This window comes from Altericroceibacterium spongiae, assembly GCF_003610805.1.
GTDB classification, from domain to species: domain Bacteria; phylum Pseudomonadota; class Alphaproteobacteria; order Sphingomonadales; family Sphingomonadaceae; genus Altericroceibacterium; species Altericroceibacterium spongiae.
This window is the reverse complement of record NZ_RAPF01000005.1, coordinates 266,967-286,958: the sequence shown is the minus strand read 5'-3', so window position 1 is coordinate 286,958 and position 19,992 is coordinate 266,967. Positions and strand designations below refer to the sequence as shown.

16 protein-coding genes are annotated in these 19,992 nt (G+C 61.1%); 11 read left to right on the top strand and 5 right to left on the bottom strand.

What is annotated here, in order from left to right; all coding sequences use genetic code 11:
• Positions 1-21 precede the first annotated feature (21 nt).
• The 7 genes from traW to D6851_RS11485 are packed head-to-tail and all read left to right on the top strand — an operon-like array spanning position 22 to position 9,099.
• Positions 22-633, top strand: a complete 612-nt coding sequence (gene traW / locus D6851_RS11515) for a type-F conjugative transfer system protein TraW (RefSeq protein WP_098104463.1) — start codon at positions 22-24, stop codon at positions 631-633.
• Complete coding sequence (gene traU, locus D6851_RS11510) at positions 630-1,643, top strand: conjugal transfer pilus assembly protein TraU (RefSeq protein WP_120325025.1); 1,014 nt, start codon at positions 630-632, stop codon at positions 1,641-1,643. The genes traW and traU overlap by 4 nt, the downstream gene beginning before the upstream one ends.
• On the top strand, positions 1,640-2,392 hold the full coding sequence (trbC, locus tag D6851_RS11505; RefSeq protein WP_120325024.1) for a type-F conjugative transfer system pilin assembly protein TrbC: 753 nt from the start codon (positions 1,640-1,642) through the stop codon (positions 2,390-2,392). Before traU ends, trbC begins: the two co-directional genes overlap by 4 nt.
• Entirely contained in the window at positions 2,389-4,122 is a 1,734-nt protein-coding gene (locus D6851_RS11500) for a conjugal transfer protein TraN (protein WP_120325023.1), read from the top strand. Before trbC ends, D6851_RS11500 begins: the two co-directional genes overlap by 4 nt.
• Positions 4,119-4,949, top strand: coding sequence for a conjugal transfer protein TraF (locus D6851_RS11495; RefSeq protein ID WP_238474057.1), 831 nt, complete (start codon positions 4,119-4,121; stop codon positions 4,947-4,949). The genes D6851_RS11500 and D6851_RS11495 overlap by 4 nt, the downstream gene beginning before the upstream one ends.
• The gene (locus tag D6851_RS11490) at positions 4,939-6,375 is read left to right on the top strand and encodes a conjugal transfer protein TraH (RefSeq protein WP_120325022.1); all 1,437 of its coding nucleotides are present in this window, start codon (positions 4,939-4,941) and stop codon (positions 6,373-6,375) included. Before D6851_RS11495 ends, D6851_RS11490 begins: the two co-directional genes overlap by 11 nt.
• 12 nt (positions 6,376-6,387) lie before the next feature.
• Entirely contained in the window at positions 6,388-9,099 is a 2,712-nt protein-coding gene (locus D6851_RS11485) for a conjugal transfer protein TraG N-terminal domain-containing protein (protein ID WP_120325021.1), read from the top strand.
• Here the strand turns inward: D6851_RS11485 and D6851_RS11480 are convergent, their stop codons facing one another.
• Positions 9,100-9,303, bottom strand: a complete 204-nt coding sequence (locus tag D6851_RS11480) for a hypothetical protein (RefSeq protein ID WP_337189597.1) — start codon at positions 9,301-9,303, stop codon at positions 9,100-9,102. It lies immediately after the preceding gene.
• A gap of 149 nt (positions 9,304-9,452) precedes the next feature.
• Between D6851_RS11480 and D6851_RS11475 the strand changes: the two genes are divergently transcribed.
• The 4 genes from D6851_RS11475 to D6851_RS11460 are packed head-to-tail and all read left to right on the top strand — an operon-like array spanning position 9,453 to position 15,141.
• A complete protein-coding gene (locus D6851_RS11475) occupies positions 9,453-9,812 on the top strand; it encodes a helix-turn-helix domain-containing protein (RefSeq protein ID WP_098104470.1) in 360 nt (119 codons plus the stop codon).
• The gene (locus tag D6851_RS11470) at positions 9,809-11,104 is read left to right on the top strand and encodes a type II toxin-antitoxin system HipA family toxin (protein WP_120325020.1); all 1,296 of its coding nucleotides are present in this window, start codon (positions 9,809-9,811) and stop codon (positions 11,102-11,104) included. Before D6851_RS11475 ends, D6851_RS11470 begins: the two co-directional genes overlap by 4 nt.
• Before the next feature lie 34 nt (positions 11,105-11,138).
• Positions 11,139-12,692, top strand: a complete 1,554-nt coding sequence (locus tag D6851_RS11465) for a hypothetical protein (RefSeq protein ID WP_238474056.1) — start codon at positions 11,139-11,141, stop codon at positions 12,690-12,692.
• The gene (locus D6851_RS11460) at positions 12,670-15,141 is read left to right on the top strand and encodes a phospholipase D-like domain-containing protein (RefSeq protein WP_120325018.1); all 2,472 of its coding nucleotides are present in this window, start codon (positions 12,670-12,672) and stop codon (positions 15,139-15,141) included. The genes D6851_RS11465 and D6851_RS11460 overlap by 23 nt, the downstream gene beginning before the upstream one ends.
• 20 nt (positions 15,142-15,161) lie before the next feature.
• Here the strand turns inward: D6851_RS11460 and D6851_RS11455 are convergent, their stop codons facing one another.
• From D6851_RS11455 to D6851_RS11440, 4 genes are all read right to left on the bottom strand, one after another.
• A complete protein-coding gene (locus tag D6851_RS11455; RefSeq protein WP_120325017.1) occupies positions 15,162-18,560 on the bottom strand; it encodes a TM0106 family RecB-like putative nuclease in 3,399 nt (1,132 codons plus the stop codon).
• Positions 18,561-18,621: 61 nt separating this feature from the next.
• Positions 18,622-18,786 carry a zinc ribbon domain-containing protein gene (locus D6851_RS11450; RefSeq protein ID WP_120325016.1) on the bottom strand — a complete coding sequence of 55 codons (165 nt, stop codon included), beginning with the start codon at positions 18,784-18,786 and terminating at the stop codon, positions 18,622-18,624.
• A complete protein-coding gene (locus tag D6851_RS11445) occupies positions 18,779-19,723 on the bottom strand; it encodes a toll/interleukin-1 receptor domain-containing protein (RefSeq protein WP_183030075.1) in 945 nt (314 codons plus the stop codon). Before D6851_RS11445 ends, D6851_RS11450 begins: the two co-directional genes overlap by 8 nt.
• Positions 19,724-19,748: 25 nt before the next feature.
• A complete protein-coding gene (locus tag D6851_RS11440; protein ID WP_120325014.1) occupies positions 19,749-19,985 on the bottom strand; it encodes a DUF2188 domain-containing protein in 237 nt (78 codons plus the stop codon).
• Between the last annotated feature and the right edge of the window lie 7 nt (positions 19,986-19,992).

The following is a 19,992-nucleotide window of genomic DNA, read 5'->3' as shown; positions in this document are numbered from 1 at the left end:
AAACTCATCCTCCCCGCAGCCATGCTTGCAGTGCTGCTCTGCCCTGCCGAGGTGCTGGCGCGCGACTATGGGCAGCGCGGCACGGTGTTTCCCGTGATCGAGCGCGACCTCCTCGAGCAGATCCATTCGCGCCTGACGCAGATGGAACGTTCGGGCGAGACCGCGCGGCTCAATGAAGATTTGAAGCGCCGCACGATCGCGCGGGTGAACCGGCCCGACCCCGTCGCCGGGATCGTCCGGGCCAGCGAAGCCCGGCGCTGGCACTTCGATCCGACGATCACGCTCGCTGCCGATATCCGCGGGGCAAAAGGCGAGCTGATCCATGCCGCTGGCACGAGGGTTAATCCGCTCGACAGCGTCGGCCTTCGCGCTGATCTCCTGTTTCTCGACGGCGACGATCCCGACCAGCTCGCCTGGGCGCTCAAGCAGGACGCCAATGCCAAACTGATCCTGGTGAAGGGTGCGCCGCTCGAGCTGATGAAGGCCCGCCAGCGCCGCTTCTATTTCGACCAGGGCGGCAAGCTCACGGAGAGGTTCGGGATCAGGTCGGTGCCTACACGCGTGCGCCAGGAGGGCCGCCTGCTCGAAATCAGCGAAATCGCGCTGCCACCGAAAAGGAGGACAGCCCAATGATGCACTTAAGAAAGCTGGCGCTCGTGCTGGCCGCCATTCTTGGTCTCGCCACCGCAACGCCCGCCATGGCCGATGCCGGTCCCGGTCGCTGCACCGGCAGCTTCGTCAACCCGATCACCGACATCTGCTGGTCGTGCCTGTTCCCGATCTCGATCGGCGGGCTGGACATCTGGCCGTCGAGCCGGCCCGATCCCGACAACCCCGATCTGCCGGTGTGCCTGTGCGGTCTGAGGCCCGGGATCGCGATGGGCTTCTGGGAGCCGGTGCGGCTTGCCGATGTCAGCATGAAGCCGTGGTGCTTCGTGAACCTCGGCGGCATGAAACTCGGTCCGGGTTTCGATATCGGCTTTCGCTCGATCTCGGGTCCGTCGGCGGTGGGCGGCGCGAGCCAGTATTATTCGAGCTGGCACGTCCACTGGTATGCCTATCCGCTGATCTACTGGATGGAGATCGTCGCCGATTTCCTGTGCCTGGAATCGGGCTCGATCGACATTCTCTACATCTCCGAGATCGATCCGCTGTGGCAGGATTCCGAGCTTACCGCGATCATCAACCCCGAAGCCGTGCTTTTTGCCAACCCGCTGGCGCTCGCTGCCTGTGCGGCCGACTGCGTCGCCTCGACCGCGAAGCTGCCGATCGACGAGATGTTCTGGTGCGCGGGCTGCCAGGGATCGATGTATCCGATGAACGGCAATGTCTCGGCCAGCATAGGCCACGTCCAGGCATCGCGGCTCGTGCTCTCGCGCTTTGCCTACAAGCTCCACCGCGAACTCGTGTCGTGGGGGACGATGGGGTCCAAGGGACTGTGCGGCAAATATTTGATGCCGGTGATGCGCAAGCAGCAATACCGCTTCCAGGCCACCAACCCAAACCCGGCGACCTCGGGCCGTTACGCCTGCCCGCCCGTCGGCGCCTCAACCACCTTTCAATCGGCCGGACAGGTCATCCCCGCCATCGGCGAAGACATGGGATATCTCGTCTGGCGCAAGCGGAACTGCTGCGCGCTATGAACAAGCACCTCCTCCTTTTGCCCGTCGGCCTTGCCGTCACCCTTGGTGGCCTCGCTCTCGCCCAGAGCGCGCCCGAAGGCATCGACCTCGAAGCGATCCGCGAGCGTGCGGCCGAACATGCCGACGATGCGCAGGCGCTCAGCACCAATGTCCGCCAACGCGCCGAGGCACTGACCGAGGATGCACAAGCTATCCAGACGCAAGCGCAGGCCAATCGCGCGGCCTATGCGGACACCATCAAGGCAATCGAGACCGACGCCGTCCTCGACTTCGACGCGATGATCGCGGGGCAAGCCGCCGCAGAGAAGGCATCGCTCGGGGGAGCCCCGCGCTTCATTGCCTTTGCCAGCCTGTCGATGCCTCCCGAGGCGCTGAAAGCACTGGTCCATGACATGACCAGGGCGGGAGGCGTCACCGTGCTGCGCGGTTTCCCGCAAGGAAACAGCGAGGCGTTCAAGAAGCGGCTCGCCGCCATCTGGAGCACCCGCGACGCGGCCGGTTCGCTCGGGATTGATCCAAGGCTGTTCCGCGCCTTCAACATCGAGGCCGCGCCGAGTTTCGTCATGCTGAGCACCGAGTTCAGCCCATGCGACGGGTTCGATTGCACCAGCGAAGTGCCGCCACACGACCGTATCGCCGGCAACATCAGCGCGAGCGAAGTCCTCGAGACCTTTGCTTCGGGCAAGGGTCCGGGCGCCGAGCTTGCCCGCCTCCATCTGCGCCAGCTCTCCACGGAGGAACGGCCATGACCGGCAGAACTCTCGCCAATCTCCTTGCGGCACTCGTCGCCCTCACAAACGCGGCTTCCATTCACGCTCAGACCCGCGATGCAGCAAGGGCCGACGGCAAGGACTTTGCCACCGAGTTGCTGGGCGAGGCGCGCGATGCCGCAACGACCAATCCCGACGCTGCGCGCGTTCCCAATTTCGATCCGCAGGCGACGCGCGACCTGCAGGATCTTACGCGCGATCCCGACCAGATCGAGGCCCGCGCCCGCAGCGCCGCCACGACCAGCACGCCGATGCGCACCATCCGCGACAGCGTGGCCAATCGCGCAAGGTTCGAGCCGAACGAGATCGAGGATGTGATCGCCCGCAGCCTCAGGATCAATGAGACGCCGCTGGACTACACGAGCGGCATGGCAATTTCGGGCAGCCAGGGATCGTGCGTTCCGCTGCCGGCCGGTTCGGGGTCGGCAGGCACATATACCGCAACCTGCAATACGGGCACACGGATCGATCAGTCGGTGGGCCAATGCACGGTGCCGCTCGTCGCCGCGGTCAGCCAGCGACCGCAGTATCATTATCTTTGCAGCCCATTGGTTAGCTTCAACCTGTCAGCTGAGCCGGATTGCGAAGAATTCTCGGGCGCTCTTTGCCGGGTGACCGGACACCGGGACGGTCCGTGCCTGCAGTGGGGTTGGTCCGGCGGTCGCAAGTGGTGCACCGAGCCGGGCGATCCGCTTACCGAGCTGACGTGCAACGAACAGGTCGCGGGGCAGACGCCCTACCGCATCGCCACGGCGACCACCGTAACAACGACCCCTGACGAAAGCCAGTGCACAGGTCTTGCGGACAATAGCGATTGCACGCTGGACGCCGAAATCTGCACCGATAGCGATCCGCAGACGCGCGTGATCGACGGCGTCTCTGTCACCAGGCCCTGCTGGGAATGGCAACGCAGCTACACCTGCATTGCGCGCGAAGCGGCGACCGACTGCTCCGACATCGAAAGCCAGGGCACCTGCCGCTTTGTCCGCGAGGAATGCCTCACTGACGAAGACCCTTGCCAGACCTGGGAGCGCATCTACGAGTGCCCGCTTCCCGGAAACGATAGCTCAACCCAGTATGTCTGCGACGGTGATGTCTATTGCATCGACGGCAGCTGCGAGACGATCGAGCGCACAGCTAACGATGAGTTCAAGGATGCCGTCACCGCGCTCCATGCGATGGACGAGGCCCGCGGCCAGTTCGATCCCGAGACGCTGACGCTGTTCCGCGGCACCCGCAACACCTGCTCCTCCAAGGTCTTCGGCGTGCTCAACTGCTGCAAGGGCAAGGGCTTCCCGCTCATCCCCGGAATCAGCCTGCTCGTCGCGCTCGGCTGCAACCGCGAGGAAGTGCTGCTCCACGAACGCGATGCGCAGGGACTGTGCGCTTATGTAGGGACCTATTGTTCGGACAAGTTCCTCGGCGTCTGCCTGACCAAGAAGAAGGTCTACTGCTGCTTCGAGAGCAAGCTCTCGCGGGTCCTGCAGGAACAGGGCCGCCTCCAGCTGCCCAAGCCGTGGGACAAGCCCAAGGAAGAGCAGTGCGAGGGTTTCACGCTCGACGAATTCGCCCGGCTCGACCTCAGCCAGATGGATTTCAGCGAGGTCTATGCCGAGTTCACCGAGGCTGCGCGGCTCCCCGACGAGCTCGAGACCAGCATCCTCATCCAGCAGAAAATCGAAGACTATTACGCAAGGAGTGGCCAATGACGCGCCGCCAATCACTGCCGATGCTGGCCCTCCCAGCACTGGCCATGTGTCTCGCTGCACTGCTTCCCGTTCGGGCAGTTGCCCAGGAAGCGCGCCTGGCAGAGCCAGCTGCGTCAGCAGACAGCCTCTACTGCGAGCAGCGCAGGCTCGGCTATTGGTTCTATTGCGTAAAGCCGGTGCCGGCAGAGGAGCCGCAGATGGCGCAGCCACCGGCCCAGTTAACCGCAACGCAAGAACTCGACGCGGTCACGGGGGAACTGCGCGAACTCAAAGCGCGTGCAATCCTCTATCCGACACCGGAAAACGTCACCGCCTATATCCGCTTCCAGCGTGCCCAGCTCGACCGGGCTTCGCTGTTCTCCGATGTCTGGCAGCGCGCGATCTGGCAGGATCCCGAGCTCGACTACACGCTCGAACGGCCGGTCGGCGCGCTCGCCAAGAAGCAATGGCAGGACGCGCGCGCTGCCGACCGCGATGCGGTGATGGCCCGGCTCTCCGAGCGCTATGGCCTGTTCTACTTCTTCGCCCAGACCTGCGGCGCTTGCGAAGTGATGAGCCCGATCGTGCGCTCGGTGGCGGACCGCTGGCATATCGCTGTCCGGGCGATCTCGACCGATGGCGGACCGTCCCGGCACTTCCCCGACTACAAGGTCGAAAGCGGCCAGCGGCCGCGCATGGGGCTCGAACCCGGCATCACCCCGGCGCTCGTGCTGTGGGACAGCGTGGCCAGGCGCCCGATCCCGATCGGGTACGGCGTGCTCTCGGCCGACGAGCTGCAGGACCGCATCTACCTCCTCACCTCGAAGGAAGCCGGACATGATTACTAGCATCCGCAATGCGGCGCTCACCATAGCTGCCGCCGGCATGGTCGCGTCCCCCGTCGCCGCAAACGTCGGCGACAGCATGGACCGTTTCATGGACGACATGGGCGCGGCGGCCAATGTCACCGGGCCGAGCGCGTTCGAAGGCCAGTCGGCGGGCTATTACAGCCTCGGCAATGTCTGGACGCGCTTCCCGCAAAAGACGACCAACATCGCCAATCTCCAGCTTCCGCGTGCCCGCGCTGGTTGCGGCGGTATCGATATCTTCGCCGGGTCCTTCTCCTTCATCAACGCGAGCGAGATGGTCGCATTGCTCAAGGCCGTCGCCAACAATGCGGTGGGGTTCGCCTTCAGCCTCGCGATCGACACCGTCTGCCCCGAATGCTCGAAGATCATGCAGGAGTTCAGCCAGAAGGCGCAGCTCATGAACAATCTCTCGATCAACTCCTGCGAGATGGCGCAGGGACTGGTCGGCGGCGTGTGGCCCAAGGGCGATCTCGCCGACAAGGCGATCTGCGAAGCAATCGGCAATTCCGAAGGTATTTTCACCGACTATGCCGCAGCCAAACATGGTTGCGGAACGCGCGGCCAGCGCGCCTCGACCAACGAGGGCGCCGGCGCCGACTATGCTGACGTCAATCCCGGTGTGCCGCGCAATTACACCTGGCATGTCCTCAAGCAGAGCGCCTTCTTCAACCCCGGCGGCACATTCGACCGCGATCTTGCCGAGTATGCGATGACGCTCATCGGCACGGTGATCTACGTGCCGCCCCGCGACGACGAGCCGGGCAAGTTCGTGCCTTTCGCCGGCGATGCCTCCTCGACGCTGGTGACCGCACTGCTCGACGGGACGCAGGGCCAGTCGGTGCGGGTGTTCCAGTGCGACGAGCCCGACCAGTGCCTCAACCCCACTTTCCAGCAGATGAGCCTCTCGAGCGCAAAGGCCATCAGACCGCGCGTTGCCCGGCTCATCGGCAGCATGGTTGAGGCCATCCGCAGCGACACCGCGATTGGCGACGAGGAGAAGGAATTACTCCAGGTGGCATCGGTACCGCTCTACAAGATCCTCACCGTGCAGGCGGCCTATGGACGCGGGATGGCCACCGACGACCGCGACACGCTGGCCGAGATCGCCAGCATCGATCTCCTCTATGCCATTCTCGAACGCATCACCGCAGAGGCTGGACGCTCGATGGCGAGTTTCATCGCGGCCGACGAAGCCAAGCTCGCGATCTGGCGCGCTCAGGTCGCCGAGGTCCGGTCTAGCCTCGCCCAGCGACAAGCGACCGGACAGGTGCGGGTCTCGGCGATCATGCAGATCATCGAGAAAACGGCGATGATCGAGAACATGCTCGCTGCCTCGATGTCGCCGTCGATGGCCGCCGCGCTCGACTGGTCGCGCGGGATGCAGTCCCGCTCCATCGTTCCATAAGGGTCAGGCAGCATGGTCGAGATTTTCACGGTCGGCGGCGGCGAGTACATCGTCAATGTCCTCAACGCCGTTGCCGCCTGGACCGGTGCGGGCGGCTACAAGAGCCTCATCCAGGTCGCGCTGGTGATGGGCATGGTGCTCGCGGTCATAGTGGCCGCGTTCAACCAGGACTGGCGCGCATGGCTCAACTGGTTCCTCGGTGCGACGCTCATTTACATGTGCCTGATGGTGCCGCGCATGGACGTCCATGTTACCGATCGGGTCAATCCCAGCCTTGCACCGGCAACAGTCGCCAATGTCCCGCTCGGGCTCGCCCTGATGGCAAGCTTCACCAGCCAGGCGGGAGACTATCTGACCCGCTCTGCCGAACTCGTATTCGGCCTGCCGGACGACCTCAACTACTCGAAGAACGGCATGATCTATGGCGCGCGGCTGCTTGAATCGACGCGGTCGTTGCGCATTTCCGATCCGGAGTTTGCTGCGAACTTCGACGAGCATGTCCGGCAATGCGTGTTCTACGATCTGCTGCTCGGCCGCTACTCGATGAAGGAGCTGTCCGAGAGCGATGACATCTGGGCAACGATTGCACCGGGCAGCGCTGCGCGCGCGCAGAAATTCCTGACCCGGCAGGCCGACGACAGCGTGACGGCCTCGATCATCACCTGCCGCGAAGCCTACTCCGCGCTGTCGGGGCAATGGGCGAGCCTCATTGACGAGATGACGCTTGTCGCGGGGCGTCAGCTCTATCCGCGCCAGACCGAAGCGCTCGCCAAGGCCAAGCTCATGGCCGACCTCCCGATTGCCTACCAGTATCTCACCGGCATCTCGCGCAGCGCGAGCGACATCTTCCGCCAGGTGCTGACGATCAATGCCATGAACCAGGCTATGCACGGCTTTGCCGGGGCGAGCGGCACGGGCAGTATCGACGTCTTCGCGCAGACCCGGGCAGATATTCAGACCGAGCGGACCTATTCCTCGATCGCGCACAACGCGATGAAATGGGTCCCGATCCTCAATGTCGTGCTGACAGTGGTGTTCTACGCGCTGTTCCCTGTCCTGTTTCCGCTGTTCCTGATGCCGCGGACCGGACCCATTGCATTGAGAGGTTACGTCACCGGCTTCTTCTACCTTGCGGCGTGGGGACCGCTCTTCGTCATCCTGCACATGATCCTGATGTTTAAAGGCGCGGGCGATATCGCCGCCGCTGGCGGCAGCACAGGCCTCAGCCTAGCGACTTTTGCCGGCATGAGCGACGTCAACAGCGATATCGGCATCTTGGCGGGCTATCTTGTCGCCTCGATCCCGTTCCTTGCCGGCGGGGTGGCACGTGGTGCGCTGGCGATTTCGGGCCAGGCAACGAGCTATCTCAACCCAAGCCAGAACGCGGCCGAGGAAGCCTCGCGCGAAGCGAGCACCGGCAATGTCTCGCTCGGCAATTCGAACATCGACAATTCGACAGTGTTTTCCCGCCAGTTTGCCCAAGGCAATCTTGCCCCCAACATCGCCTATGGCGCCACGCAGACCCGTGGTTTCAGCGATAGCGGCACGCAGACTACCAGCTTCCCCGATGGCGAGTTCGCTGCTGTCCCGAATTCAAGCTATCCGTTCACGCCGACACTGGGGCAGGACTTCACCGGCCGCCTCGGAACGATGGCGAGCCAGAGCCGGACGCAGAGCGAGACCTATGCCAACCTCGCCCAGCAATCGACGAGCTCTGCGCTCACCCGGTTCAGCGAGATCCGCAACGCCTACAGCCAGGGTCAGAGCTCCGACACGGTCAGCGGCGTCGGCACGAACGACAGCATCGGCACGGCATTCAGCGAAGTCGACAATGCCTCTAGGACGCTCCAGCAGCAGTTTGGCCTGTCCCGGCGCGCGTCAGACGACATTACTATTTCTTGGTTCCTTAACGGCGAAGCAGGAGCCGGAGCAAAGGCCGAAGGCGGAGTACTAAACGCGCAGGCTGGCGTCCGCGGTGGCCGAAATCAGTCGTGGACCGACAGCGATATCGGGATCGCCTCGGAAGACCGTGGCAGGATCATGGGCACGCTGCGGCAGCTTTCGGATAGCCGTAACTGGTCGAACACGCGTGAAGGCTTCCTGCGCGAGACGAGCTCGAGCTCGGTATCGCAGGTGTCGACCAGTTCGTCGGGTCTCAGCCGATCGCTGACAGAAGCCGAAAGCTATACGCGAGAGGCGCGTCGTGCCGAAGAGATGGCCAGCCGCCTCGAGAACCAGGCCAGCTGGTACGAGGCCAACAGCGCCGCAGGCACGCTGAACCTGAGCCAGGCCTATCGCGAATGGGGCATGGCTGAGATGGAAGCCAATCGCGACTATTACGGGCCGGTTCGGTTCGACGACATCGAGTTCCAGATGAGCGCCCGCGGCCAGCAGCTGCAATCGCGGTTTGTCGAGAGCTATGCTGATCGCCTGCAAGACGACATCGAAGCCGACCTTTCGCTGCCGGACTTCGCTCCTGTCAGCCGCCCCGGGATCGGAAGTGCTGAGCAGGTACGCGCAAGAGGAGCCGTGGGTTCTGCGGGTGGTCCCTCAATGCCCGATACTCCTGATCGGTCTGGCATCACAGATGAGGTCGAACGGGTGCGCCGACAGGGTCGTGGCAGGATTGGAACCGTGCGAACTTATCTTGATCGCCAGACGGAAGGTGCCACGGGCGCGAGTGAGGAAGCTGCAGACGACGTCAAAGAATGGAGCAATAGATAGCTACAGCACGAAATCCTGCAGGATGACGAACGCCGCAAATGCGACGACGACCAGCCCAAGTAGCCAGAGTCCGCGTCGTTCCCAAGGATCTGCTAGAGCCTTCTTCCAGCTGTATTCCATACGCCGATTTTCGGAGATGGCACGGTCGATCTCTCGTAGACCCTTCCAGTCCGTCTGGTCGTTTTGCTCCTTCTCGTCATCCATTTCCATCACTCCGGCCTACATAAAGTCGCAAATTTGATGCATTATCGGTTATAAGCCAAGTTACGTCTCGATATTGACACATTAGGTTCCTTCATGTAAAGACGCAAAATCGCTACACAAAGCTCCATATCGGAGATAATGTCTCGATAATGCCACATTATGATTCATCAGACCTGCGCCCTCTATCGGTGCTGCTATCCGACCTCGGGAAGCAGATCGAAGCATATCGCATATCACGCAATCTCAAACAGGCCGAGCTTGCGGAAATGGCAGGTATCTCGCGTTCAACGCTCGCCCGCCTGGAAGCCGGTAATGGCGGGACCATCGATAGCCTCGCCAGGATAATGCGTGCGCTCGAAATTGAAGACCGCCTGCTGGATGTCATGCCGGATGCCAAGCTGAGCCCGCTCGATCCCCGGTCCGACACCGGCAAAGCGCGGCAAAGGGTGCGCAAGTCTTCTGAAGGTGAGGCTGGCGAGGAATGGAGCTGGGGCGACGAGGCCCCATGACGCGTGCCGTAGTCAATCTCTGGGGTCGTCAGATCGGCGCCGTCCTGTGGGATGAGGATCGCGATGTCGGGGTCTTCGAATACACTCCGGAATTCAGCCGCAGCGGTATCGAAGTCGCCCCGCTCACAATGCCCTTACGAAGCGGCGTCTACGATTTTCCCGCGCTGAATTACGAGACCTTCAAAGGGCTGCCGGGCATGCTGGCCGACAGCCTGCCCGACAAGTTTGGCAACGCCCTCATCAATCGTTGGCTTGCCGAGCAGGGCCGCACAGCCGACAGCTTCGATCCGGTCGAGCGCCTTTGCTATACCGGTCGCCGAGGCATGGGCGCGCTAGAATTCGAGCCTGCTACCGGTGAGCGCCGTGAACAGGGCCGGCCGGTCGATATCGCTCCGCTTGTCGAGCTCGCCAACAGGGTCATTGCTGCGCGTGAAGAACTGGCCGGTGTCCTTAAGGGTGAAGATGATCATCGCGCACTTCAAGAGATCTTGCGCGTCGGCACCTCTGCTGGTGGCGCCCGGGCCAAGGCCGTCCTCGCCTGGAATGAGGAGACCGGAGAATTCCATTCAGGGCAGCTGACTGCAGGGCCCGGCTATACGCAATGGCTGGTCAAATTCGATGGAGTGTCGGGCAATGCCGACAAGGAACTCGCCGACCCGATGGGCTTCGGACGGCTTGAATACGCCTGCTATCTGCTAGCCCGAGAAGCTGGCATCGACATGGCTCGCTCTCGTCTGCACGAAGAAGGCGGGCGGGCACATTTCATGACCCAGCGATTCGACCGCACGCCTGACGGCAAGAAGCTCCACATGCAGTCGCTTTGCGCGATGCGCCATTTCGATTTCAACCTCGCTCGCGCATACAGCTACGAGCAGGCGATTGAGACCATCCGCATGCTTGGCCTCGGACGCGAAGCGATCAAGGAGCAGGTGCGCCGCGCGCTGCTCAATGTCTTCATTCGCAACCAGGACGACCACACCAAGAACATCGCCTTCCTGATGGATAGCTCGGGTCGCTGGAGCCTCTCGCCCGCATTTGATGTCGTCTACGCCTACAATCCTGACGGGGACTGGACCAACGAGCACCAGATGTCTCTGGCCGGCAAAACGGACGGCTTCGAACGCGATGACCTGCTGGTATTCGGAAAGTTCGCTGATCTTAAAACTATTGAGACAAAAGCAATAATATCCGAGATCGGTGCTGCAGTAGACCGCTGGTCCCAATTTGCACGAGACGCCGGAGTGCCAAGTACCATGGCGCAGAGGGCGAGGATGGGATTCAGATCGTTCTAGAAGGCGATAGGCATTTTGGCGCGAGGACATTGATTTGGGGATTGAGGGGCAATCTTTGAACGGCGATCCGCTGTGGACCAAGACGGGCAGTTGGACGATGGGCCTCGACCCCCTTGGGCTTCAAGCTACCAGCATCAGAATCTATCAATCTCTGGTCCCGAACATCACCAACATTACCAACAGGCTGAGATACTACGCATATTTTCCGTGGCTGGTCAGCTTGTATGAAAAGCTCCACCACTCCGATGATCCAGCAAAATTTGCCAACTTCATGCGTCGCGGCGAGGCCCTCTATGCCCTCGCCACCCTCGTAGACGATCAGCAAGGCAGCGACGGTCTGGGTGGTTCGAACTGGGCAAGCCAGCATCGTTCCGAGGCCGCAGTCAACGGCATAGATTTCCGCCCCTATACGGACGACAGGACGTCGCCTCAAACCTACCTACAGGCATCGCGCGGCAACTATGGCGTTGCCTATGCTCCAACCCTGGTCGAGATGGAGTGGCTGACCCGCTCATCGGTGCCCGTGACAAAGGGGCGCGGTGAAACGGTGGCTTCCGCATTTGCCCACTCAATTGGACAGGTCGCCGACGACATTGAAGCCGTACTGCTTGCCGGCACAGCAACCGCCAAGCAGCTTCAGGTTATCGGAGCCGCAATCCATCCGGCCAAGATTCCGTCAGGATCTCAAGAGCAGTCCGTCCTTCGGGAGTTCCTGATCGGCACGCATGATACGACGAAGGACGCCCTGTCGCGCCGATCGACGATCTGGCTTGTTCTCGACCTCATTCGTAAGGGTGTCGCCCCCGGCGACATCGATGCACTTCGAAAAGCATTCTATGCCCGACGATTGCCCAATGACGATGTGTACAATCAGTCTGCCGAAACGCTTGATCGCTGGCGTGCATACCAGGCCAACGAGTTCGGGCAGGTTGCACTGGCCGGTACGTTGAACGCGCTGACCGGCTTGCAACGAGAAGACCATCCTTCTGGTATCGAACCAAATGATCTGATCGGGAAGGTGATCGCAAGTTCACTTCCGGCAAGCAACCAAAGCTGGTCGCAATGGGCCAGTTCTTTGGCGGCAGACTCCGAAGCTGATGAACTGAGGTTGATCGAACCCATACTCCAAGACCTGGGTAATGGTGTGCGGCCAGCGGAAGAAACCATGTTGAGCGCATTCAAGCTGCTCGCTGTGCTCTGGGCACGATGGGCGAAAGGTGACGAAGCTGTCCGGCCAATCATCGCGCGAATGGCGGGCCCCGACGGTCGCTCGCTCGATGGTATTCTGCGGACCCTGGATCTGGGTCAGAGCCTGACAGCCGGTGAAGCCTTGGCCGCAGTCATGCTGAAGCACGTTGTTATCGACCATCAGATCATTGCTGGCCGAAAGCTCTCGACGGCAGGAACCTTCACGTATCACTTCCTCGTCGAAGACGGCCTGCTCAGTGAGGGCTTGCTGGGCGAGTACGGCTACACGACGCCACGGTTGTTCAATTTGACCCGTGTTCTGAGAGATGCAGGGTATCTCAGCGACGATGGCGTGACGAGCGATGGGGAGGCGTTCCTTGAACAGCATCAGCCTCTTTAAAGATCTCGCGCGTACTGGCTTCCACACCTCGATCGTCACAACCTATTCGGTCGATGCGGCCTTCTACGACGGCTCGCTGCATCATCGGCTGCGCGTCTACGGAAGCGACAACAACATATTGATGGCCGATGCCAATATGCTCCAGCGGGCCATATCCGAGACGCCAGAGTCGTTTGGCCGTGCCGGCACGGCCTATGCCTTGTTGCCAATTTCAGTGCCTGGCGCATTCCATCCCAAAATCAGCGTCCGACTGGGCAGTGACGCCGGCTGCGTCATTGTTGGATCTGCCAACGCGACCGCAGCAGGCTGGGGCAGGAATCGCGAGATCGTCGGCCAATTCGAGTGGTGGCGCAAGCGCAACGATGGTGAGGAGAACGCCAATCGTCAGTTGATCCGCAAGGCATTCGATTATCTCTCAAAGTGGCTTCAGGAAGCGGGCCTCGAAACGGTCAAGCGCAAACTCGACCTCATCGAACGCGATGCCGCGTGGTTGTTCGATACTGAAGCAAATGAAGGTCCGGTCGAACTTAATGATGGCACGCTGATCGATCTGCTGTGCGAGGACGCCAGTGGCGGACCTGGCATACTCAGTCGAGTAGTCGATCTGGTCGGGGGCGCAGCTGTGACCCAGCTTGTCGTGCTCTCGCCCTATTGGGACGCAAAACTCGAAGGCCTGCTCGGCCTCATCAAAGCTTTGAAGCCTAAGAAGACAACCATTGCACTCAGTGCCCACAGCCCCGAGTTCCCCGTCGATCAACTCCATCGCATTCCGCAAGTCAGTTTTGCCGGGGTTTTCGATGGTAACGATGGCGCGAGGTTTATCCATGCCAAGGTCTTTGTGATCCAGACGGAGGATTGGGACCATATTGTCTACGGCAGTGCTAACTGTTCCGACGACGCCTTGGGCCTTACTGACCTTGCAGCGCGCAACGCTGAGTGTTCGGTCTATCGCCGTCTTCCGTCGGGTTCCGCACTTGAGCTGTTGGGCCTCGATCTGTCATCGAAGATAGACCCATCCGACTTGATGGAGCCGACGAAGGAACTGCTCGAAGCGAAACCCGGCGCACCGCTACCTCTTGGCACGATCGAAGCGGCGGGAAGCAGCTTGCGCTGGGTGCCATCGAAACGAATTGCCGATCCGGAGGGCGCGGTACTCGTGATCCCCGAGGGCGAGTTTGCATTCTCGGGCGTCCGCAGCGGCAGCTATGCACTCGATCTGCCGGCAAAACCTCGGTTTCCGCTGATCGCACGGATCCGGCTGAACAACGGAACGCTCACCAGTGCGGTTATCGTCAACGATGCGGTCAGTTTAACCCACGCTGCACCCGGCTTGGGAGACAAGCGGTTACGCTCGGCATTCGCGAAAGTGGAACTCGAGGGTGGCGACTTTCTCGAACTTGCCAGCCTTGCCGCGATCATCTTCTCCGAAACGCCCGAGAGTCGCCGTAAGGCGGCAAAAGCGGTCAGATCCATCGGCCGGGCCCATGGCAAAGGAACAGAGGACGGGGACGACCACGTCGTCTTCGACTACGAGAGTCCTGAAGCCTTCCGAGAGGCAATGTCGGCAAGCGCACCGTCCAAGGGCGATAGCAGTCGGCTCAATTTCGACGACCCCGATGCGGTCAATCTCCTGAGGATCATTCTCCGTGCAATCGGCCAGGCGGATGAGGAGGAGGATGACCTCTATCGCGACGAGGTGCTTGACGGCGGCGATGGAGCCGATGGAAGCGATGGAGATAACAATTCGGATCAGTCCGGCGATCAAGGAGCTGGCGATAACGGGGACCCGCCGTCTCGAGAACCGCGTACGTACCGACGTGATGAGGCCGAAAGGCAAAGCCTCGACATCCTGAAAGCGGTCGATTGCTTCGAAGCCTACATTGCGCGGTTGGCTGCCGAGGAAACTCCTCCGCCTCGCAAGCTCACTGCGGAAGTCTGCTTCATTCTGCGACTGATGGTCGAAGCGTGCCGTCGCCCACTCCAGGTCAAAGAAGGCGAACAGCGAGACCAGCTGTTCGCATTGGACCTAGAGCCTAAGCAACACGATCGCGAGCGCGCGTTTGTGGTCCGTGTTGGACGAATTCTCCAACGCCTGTGGCAGGGCAGCAAATCGGAAGCAGCTCTGTTGTCACGGATTTCGATCGGCCAGCATCAGACAGAACTTCCCTTCGACTGCTTTGCCTTGGTGGCGATCACGCGATGGGCGCTTGCGCGTTCAGTGATGGCAGTTGCTGACCACAAGCAGGCGGCTTTGGCAGGGTTCGTGACGAAAAGTGCAATCGCGATCTGGAAAGCAACCCAATCTTGGCCGCGGCTCGATCAAGAGGCCGAGCTCGAATTTGTCGGCAAATTGGATGCTGCTCTAGGCATTGATCGCGAAGAGACAGAGCTTCTCCTAAAACACTATACCCAGCTCAACCAGCAACTCACGAACGCCGACGCATCTTGAGCGTGAGCCTGCAGGCCTGCTCATTGCGCTCTCTCGAGGTAGCGGCAAAAGGCATTTGCAAGTTGCATTTGTCTCGGCGTGCGGCACTCGGCTTCGAAGACTTGCGGAGAGCCAACCAGAATCGTCACGCATTTCGCGCGGGATGTCGCAACGTTGAGGCGATTGAGACTGTAGAGAAACTCCATGCCTCGCGGAGCGTCCGCATGGGATGAGCTTGCGAGGGAGTAGATTGAAATCGGCGCTTCCTGCCCTTGAAATTTGTCGACGGTCCCAACCCGCGCCTGCGGCAGGCGCTGCTGAATTTCGAAGACCTGGGCATTGTACGGCGCGATGATCAGGATGTCATCGCTTCCGATAGGATGCTCTTCCCCATTCCGGTCAACCCAGGTCGCTTCTTGCTGGAGGATGTCGTCTACCAAGGCTGCGATAACATCGGCTTCCTCGGGAGAGCAGTTCTGATTGCCTTTGTGCTCGACGGGCAAGAAGCGGAGCCCCGTGCCCCCGGCGATGCCGCTGGCATTGACGCGTTGACCCGCCGTCTCCTCCTTCGATTCAAGCTTGCCCTCATAGAAGAGTTCTGAAGTGAATCCGGAAATATCGGGATGCAGCCGCCAGGTGACGTCGAGGAACAGCCCTTCGTCAGATGCTATCGTCTGTTTCCCCGACAAGAGATGGTCCAGAGCCGAGCATCCAGTGCCGTCCGGATGGCTTCCCTGCATTGGTTGGTCGAGTTGCTGAGGATCACCGAGCAAGACCAGCGTTTTGGCTGCCTGCGAGACCGCGAGCACATTTGCGAGGGACATCTGCGCGGCCTCATCCACGAAAAGAACGTCAAGACATTCGAACGCGTCCTCGGTCGACCACAGCCACGCCGTCCCGCCTGCGACCTGGCAATCGCCATGCAAAGCGGCGAAGACCTCTCCATTACTCTTCTTGGCAAAGCGAAGGCGGTCGGTGGCCTCTTCCTTTGAACCGCCTTTCGGCTTTTGAATGCACACAAGCGGCGTGGAGGTTTCCTCAGCAACCTCAATAACTTTGTCGAGAAGGTTGCGGATCACATCGTGGCCATTGGCCACGATCCCTACCTTTTTGCCTTGTTTCACCAGCTCGCAGATCATGTGCCCGCCAGTATGCGTCTTGCCGGTTCCGGGTGGTCCCTGGATCGGCAACACTCCTGACGCGACTAGCGGTGCAATCCGCACGCCGGCGGCCAGCGGCGTTTCGCCGTCCATCCTGATGGGCGCATCTCCTCCAACTTGCGGGGCCACGCGCATGAGCATGTCTCGGGCAGGCCGGTAGGCATCGCCGTCGAACATGCCATGCTCGCAGACATAGCGTGCCAGTCGAACAAGCGATTCCTGCATGGGCTTCGATGAAACATGCTCGTGGACGAAGATCGCTTCGGGATGCTCGCTCGCCATGGCCGAGGTCTTCTTGATGTCGACAGTCCGTTGGCTGCGGGAAATGTCCTCAACGGAACCGACCGATTGGCCGCCCTGGACCTTAATCCCCTTGCCCGGGCGAATGTCGGCTTCCTGAGCTGGAAAGCTGTAGCGGTCGATCGGACATTTTGCCGTTCCACCCACCGTCTCGATGTACTGCAGACCCGAGAGGCCCGCGCGCTCATCCAGTAGATCTTCTGCAGAAAGGTCGCACAGGCGGAAGTATTCCCACCAGCCTGCCTTCTCCTCGCGGCGATGCCATTCGAGCAGGTTCGCCAACAGCCAACGACCATGCTCTTCGGCCGACCGATCGGCCGGATCAACTGGCACTCCATCGGTAAGTCGCTCGATCAACGGCGTGATCAGCTCGAGCCATTCGGAGAGGTTTTCGCTTGGTGCGCCATCGGCGATCTCGGGACGCGCAATGTCGGCTCCCTGTTCGACCAACTCTTGCCGCTGCACTTCCAGCCAATCGCGCAAGTATCGCGTCGCAACGCAGTCATCGCGGTTGTAAGCCTCGACAGTAGCGCGATCCTCGGCCTCAATCCCAGTGGGATCGTTCGCTTCGAGGCACAGCTGAAGCCGCGTCAGAGCCTGGTTCGCGTCGGGCAGTTTGGCATCGCGTTCGTAGCCGAAAAGCGGCTCGAGCTTCTTGATTGAATAGCTTTCGACGCCAGCGCGAATGGCGTGTCGCACGACGCTGAGAAGGTCGACAAGAACCTTGCCGCGAAGCAGCCGATCGAGTTCATCTTCCCGGGTGGCATAGCGGCCCATGAGCCGCTTGAGCGCCCCCGGCTCGTATCCCCCGTAGTGATAGACATGCAGGTTGGGATAGGTTTCAAGCCTCGCGATAACGAAATCGATGAAGGTTTCGAATGCTGCCTTTTCTGCCTCGCGATCGAGCGCCCAGAGCCCCTGATAGCGCGTCTCTCCGCCGTCGATGTAATGAAAGCCGTGGAGGTATTCGAGACCATGCTCTCCGACGAAGGGATCACCCTCGAAATCGAGGAAGATATCGCCTTCATCGGGCTCGGGCAGGCAAGCCAACCCAAAACCGGGCACTGGTGCAAGGAGCTCGAATTTGAGTTCTCCGGCAAGACGGCTTTCCAGCTGAACGCGGGCCTGCTCGCGAACGCGCGTGAAACTCTCGATCGAGCCGCGTTCTGGTTTCCAGGGCAAGGGCATGGCGAGCTCGGCAAGCTGCGCACCTGTCGTGACCCCGTGCTCCTTGAGTTCGGCGATCTGAAGGCTCGAAATCCCAGCTACGAGGCAAAGATGGTCGTCGTCGCGGCGTTGCTTGTCGCAGCGGGTGCTCCACACGCAGATATCGCAATGCGCGGCCGGTTCCGGATATGACTCCTGCGGATCCCCGCAAGCGAAATTGGCCGCCATTCCTCCCTTTACCTGGCGGTAGTATGCCCCGAAATCGGAAACGCGATAGCACTCGGGCACAAAATCGGTCCAGGGTGGAACGACGTGCGCAAACTCCGGCATACGGCCCTGGACCTCGCCGATGAGCTCGGAATAGAGGCAAAGCTGGAGGACCGTCCCGCCTTTGGTCTCGCGGGCCAGCTTGGTGTCGACGGCTTCATAGGACCAACCGCCGAGATCGCTCGGCGTATCGACCTTCCGGAGGATGTCGGCGCGACCGACCCATGCGCCAGAACGCAGAGCGCCCTGCACGATGACGTCAACGCCTGCTCGCATGGCCTCGTGTGTCGCCGCAACAGCTTCATCCGTAACTTCAACACCGTCGATACGCACAACGTGCAGCCCGAGGGATGCCAGGTGCTCGACATAGTCCTGCTCATGTTTGGCCCCGCGTTCCCACAGAGCTTCGAGCAGAGGATCGTAATACTTGGGTTTCGACAGCTCACCCTTGGCAACGGCGTGCTCAAGACCACTCAGGTGCCGACAATTGAGGTAGCCGACCAAATCGGTTGCGCTGAAGCGAAGCTGATCATTTTGGATTTTCACGAGCTTTGCCCTCCTTGGGTACCTGGCATCTTTTCACTTCGGGATTTTGGACCGCGCTTGGCTACTCCCAGCCGCGACGGATGTCGGTGCGATGGCACTGCGGACAATGGACCGCCGATGTGGGGCGATCGAGGCGCCGCGCTTCCCGGCGCTCAGCCTCGTCGAGCACTTCCGTCTCGAAGCGGTAGCCGCAGTTCTGGCAACGGAACCGCACCATCTCAGTCATAGGTCACTCCCGCGTGCTGCAGGAATTCCGCCCAAAGCGCCTCGGCCGCACCCTCAGGGGTCAGACGCTCATCTTCGCGCCCGTAGCCAAACATCATCGGCGCAAGGAAAAGTTCGTATTCGTCGGCCTTGATGCTGAAGCCGCCATTCGCCGTGTTGTCCGGCGCGTTCTCCGAAAACGAATAGAATATGTCGCTGAATCCGTGACTGGTCCCGCGACAATGCACCGTGATGTGCGCTACGCCGCGGTCGCGCGCCTTGTTGACCAAGGTGCAGCTGAAGGAGGTTTCCGTCAGCGGAACGAAGCGTCCGCGCAAGTCGTCGATCGAATCGATTTCGGCGATGGCTTGCTCGAAGTAGGTTCGCAGCGATCGGAATGCCGCTGTACGAAAGTCGCTTCGATCGATCTCATCAAAGTCCCGCTTGACGCGATAGCGCCTCGCCGCGCCCCCTGCTTCGGTGGCGGCGGCCACCCCCGCGCTGGCATCTTTCGTATCCGGCCGGTCTTCGGTGCGAAGGATACGGCGGATTTCATTCACGACATCGAGGTAGGCGTTGTTCTCGTTCGTCCATTCGCTGATCGGCTTGCCGTCGCGTGGAAGCGCCTTCAGCTGTCGCAGCGGCGATGCCGCCCAATCGCAAGGCTCGATGATGATCGGGACGACCCGGGCATCCCCTGCAGCATGACGTTCGAGTGCGCGCTGCATCTCACGCTCCACGCAATAGTCGGAAGCGAGAAAGTCAGGACTGACAAGCAGCAAGAAGAGTTTGCACCCTTCGAGCTGCGCGGTGATCTCGGCATCAAGCTTCCCGCCCGCCAGAATCTCGCGATCGAACCAGGCCTCGACCGCGCCCTCACGACGAAGCATCGCCAGATGCGTGTGCAACCGGTCGAGCGCGTCTGCGTCCTTGTGCGAATAGGAAATGAAAGCCTTCACCGTGCCAGCCTTTCGAAAATGCCGATCAATGCTTCTTGTCGCGGGGCGGGTAGGGATCATTGCCCGGTGCAACCGTGTCGGAGTCACGCCAACGACCATCGCGTCCCTGGATGCGAACTTCGCCGCCGCCGAGATTTCCAACCGTCTTCTTGGCAGCCTTTTCGGCCTCCTTCTGCGTGCCATGCACACTGCTGGCTCGCTTCGCGCCGGGAGCTTTTACGGCCCAGCCCTTGTCGTGTTTGGTTACATATCGGTCCGCCATCGTATCC

Excerpts from the sequence above, each read along its gene's own strand:
- traW (WP_098104463.1), top strand. The coding sequence starts at position 22 with ATGCTTGCAGTGCTGCTCTGCCCTGCCGAGGTGCTGGCGCGCGACTAT.
- traU (WP_120325025.1), top strand. The coding sequence starts at position 630 with ATGATGCACTTAAGAAAGCTGGCGCTCGTGCTGGCCGCCATTCTTGGT.
- trbC (WP_120325024.1), top strand. The coding sequence starts at position 1,640 with ATGAACAAGCACCTCCTCCTTTTGCCCGTCGGCCTTGCCGTCACCCTT.
- D6851_RS11500 (WP_120325023.1), top strand. The coding sequence starts at position 2,389 with ATGACCGGCAGAACTCTCGCCAATCTCCTTGCGGCACTCGTCGCCCTC.
- D6851_RS11495 (WP_238474057.1), top strand. The coding sequence starts at position 4,119 with ATGACGCGCCGCCAATCACTGCCGATGCTGGCCCTCCCAGCACTGGCC.
- D6851_RS11490 (WP_120325022.1), top strand. The coding sequence starts at position 4,939 with ATGATTACTAGCATCCGCAATGCGGCGCTCACCATAGCTGCCGCCGGC.
- D6851_RS11485 (WP_120325021.1), top strand. The coding sequence starts at position 6,388 with ATGGTCGAGATTTTCACGGTCGGCGGCGGCGAGTACATCGTCAATGTC.
- D6851_RS11480 (WP_337189597.1), bottom strand. The coding sequence starts at position 9,303 with ATGGATGACGAGAAGGAGCAAAACGACCAGACGGACTGGAAGGGTCTA.
- D6851_RS11475 (WP_098104470.1), top strand. The coding sequence starts at position 9,453 with ATGCCACATTATGATTCATCAGACCTGCGCCCTCTATCGGTGCTGCTA.
- D6851_RS11470 (WP_120325020.1), top strand. The coding sequence starts at position 9,809 with ATGACGCGTGCCGTAGTCAATCTCTGGGGTCGTCAGATCGGCGCCGTC.
- D6851_RS11450 (WP_120325016.1), bottom strand. The coding sequence starts at position 18,786 with ATGACTGAGATGGTGCGGTTCCGTTGCCAGAACTGCGGCTACCGCTTC.
- D6851_RS11440 (WP_120325014.1), bottom strand. The coding sequence starts at position 19,985 with ATGGCGGACCGATATGTAACCAAACACGACAAGGGCTGGGCCGTAAAA.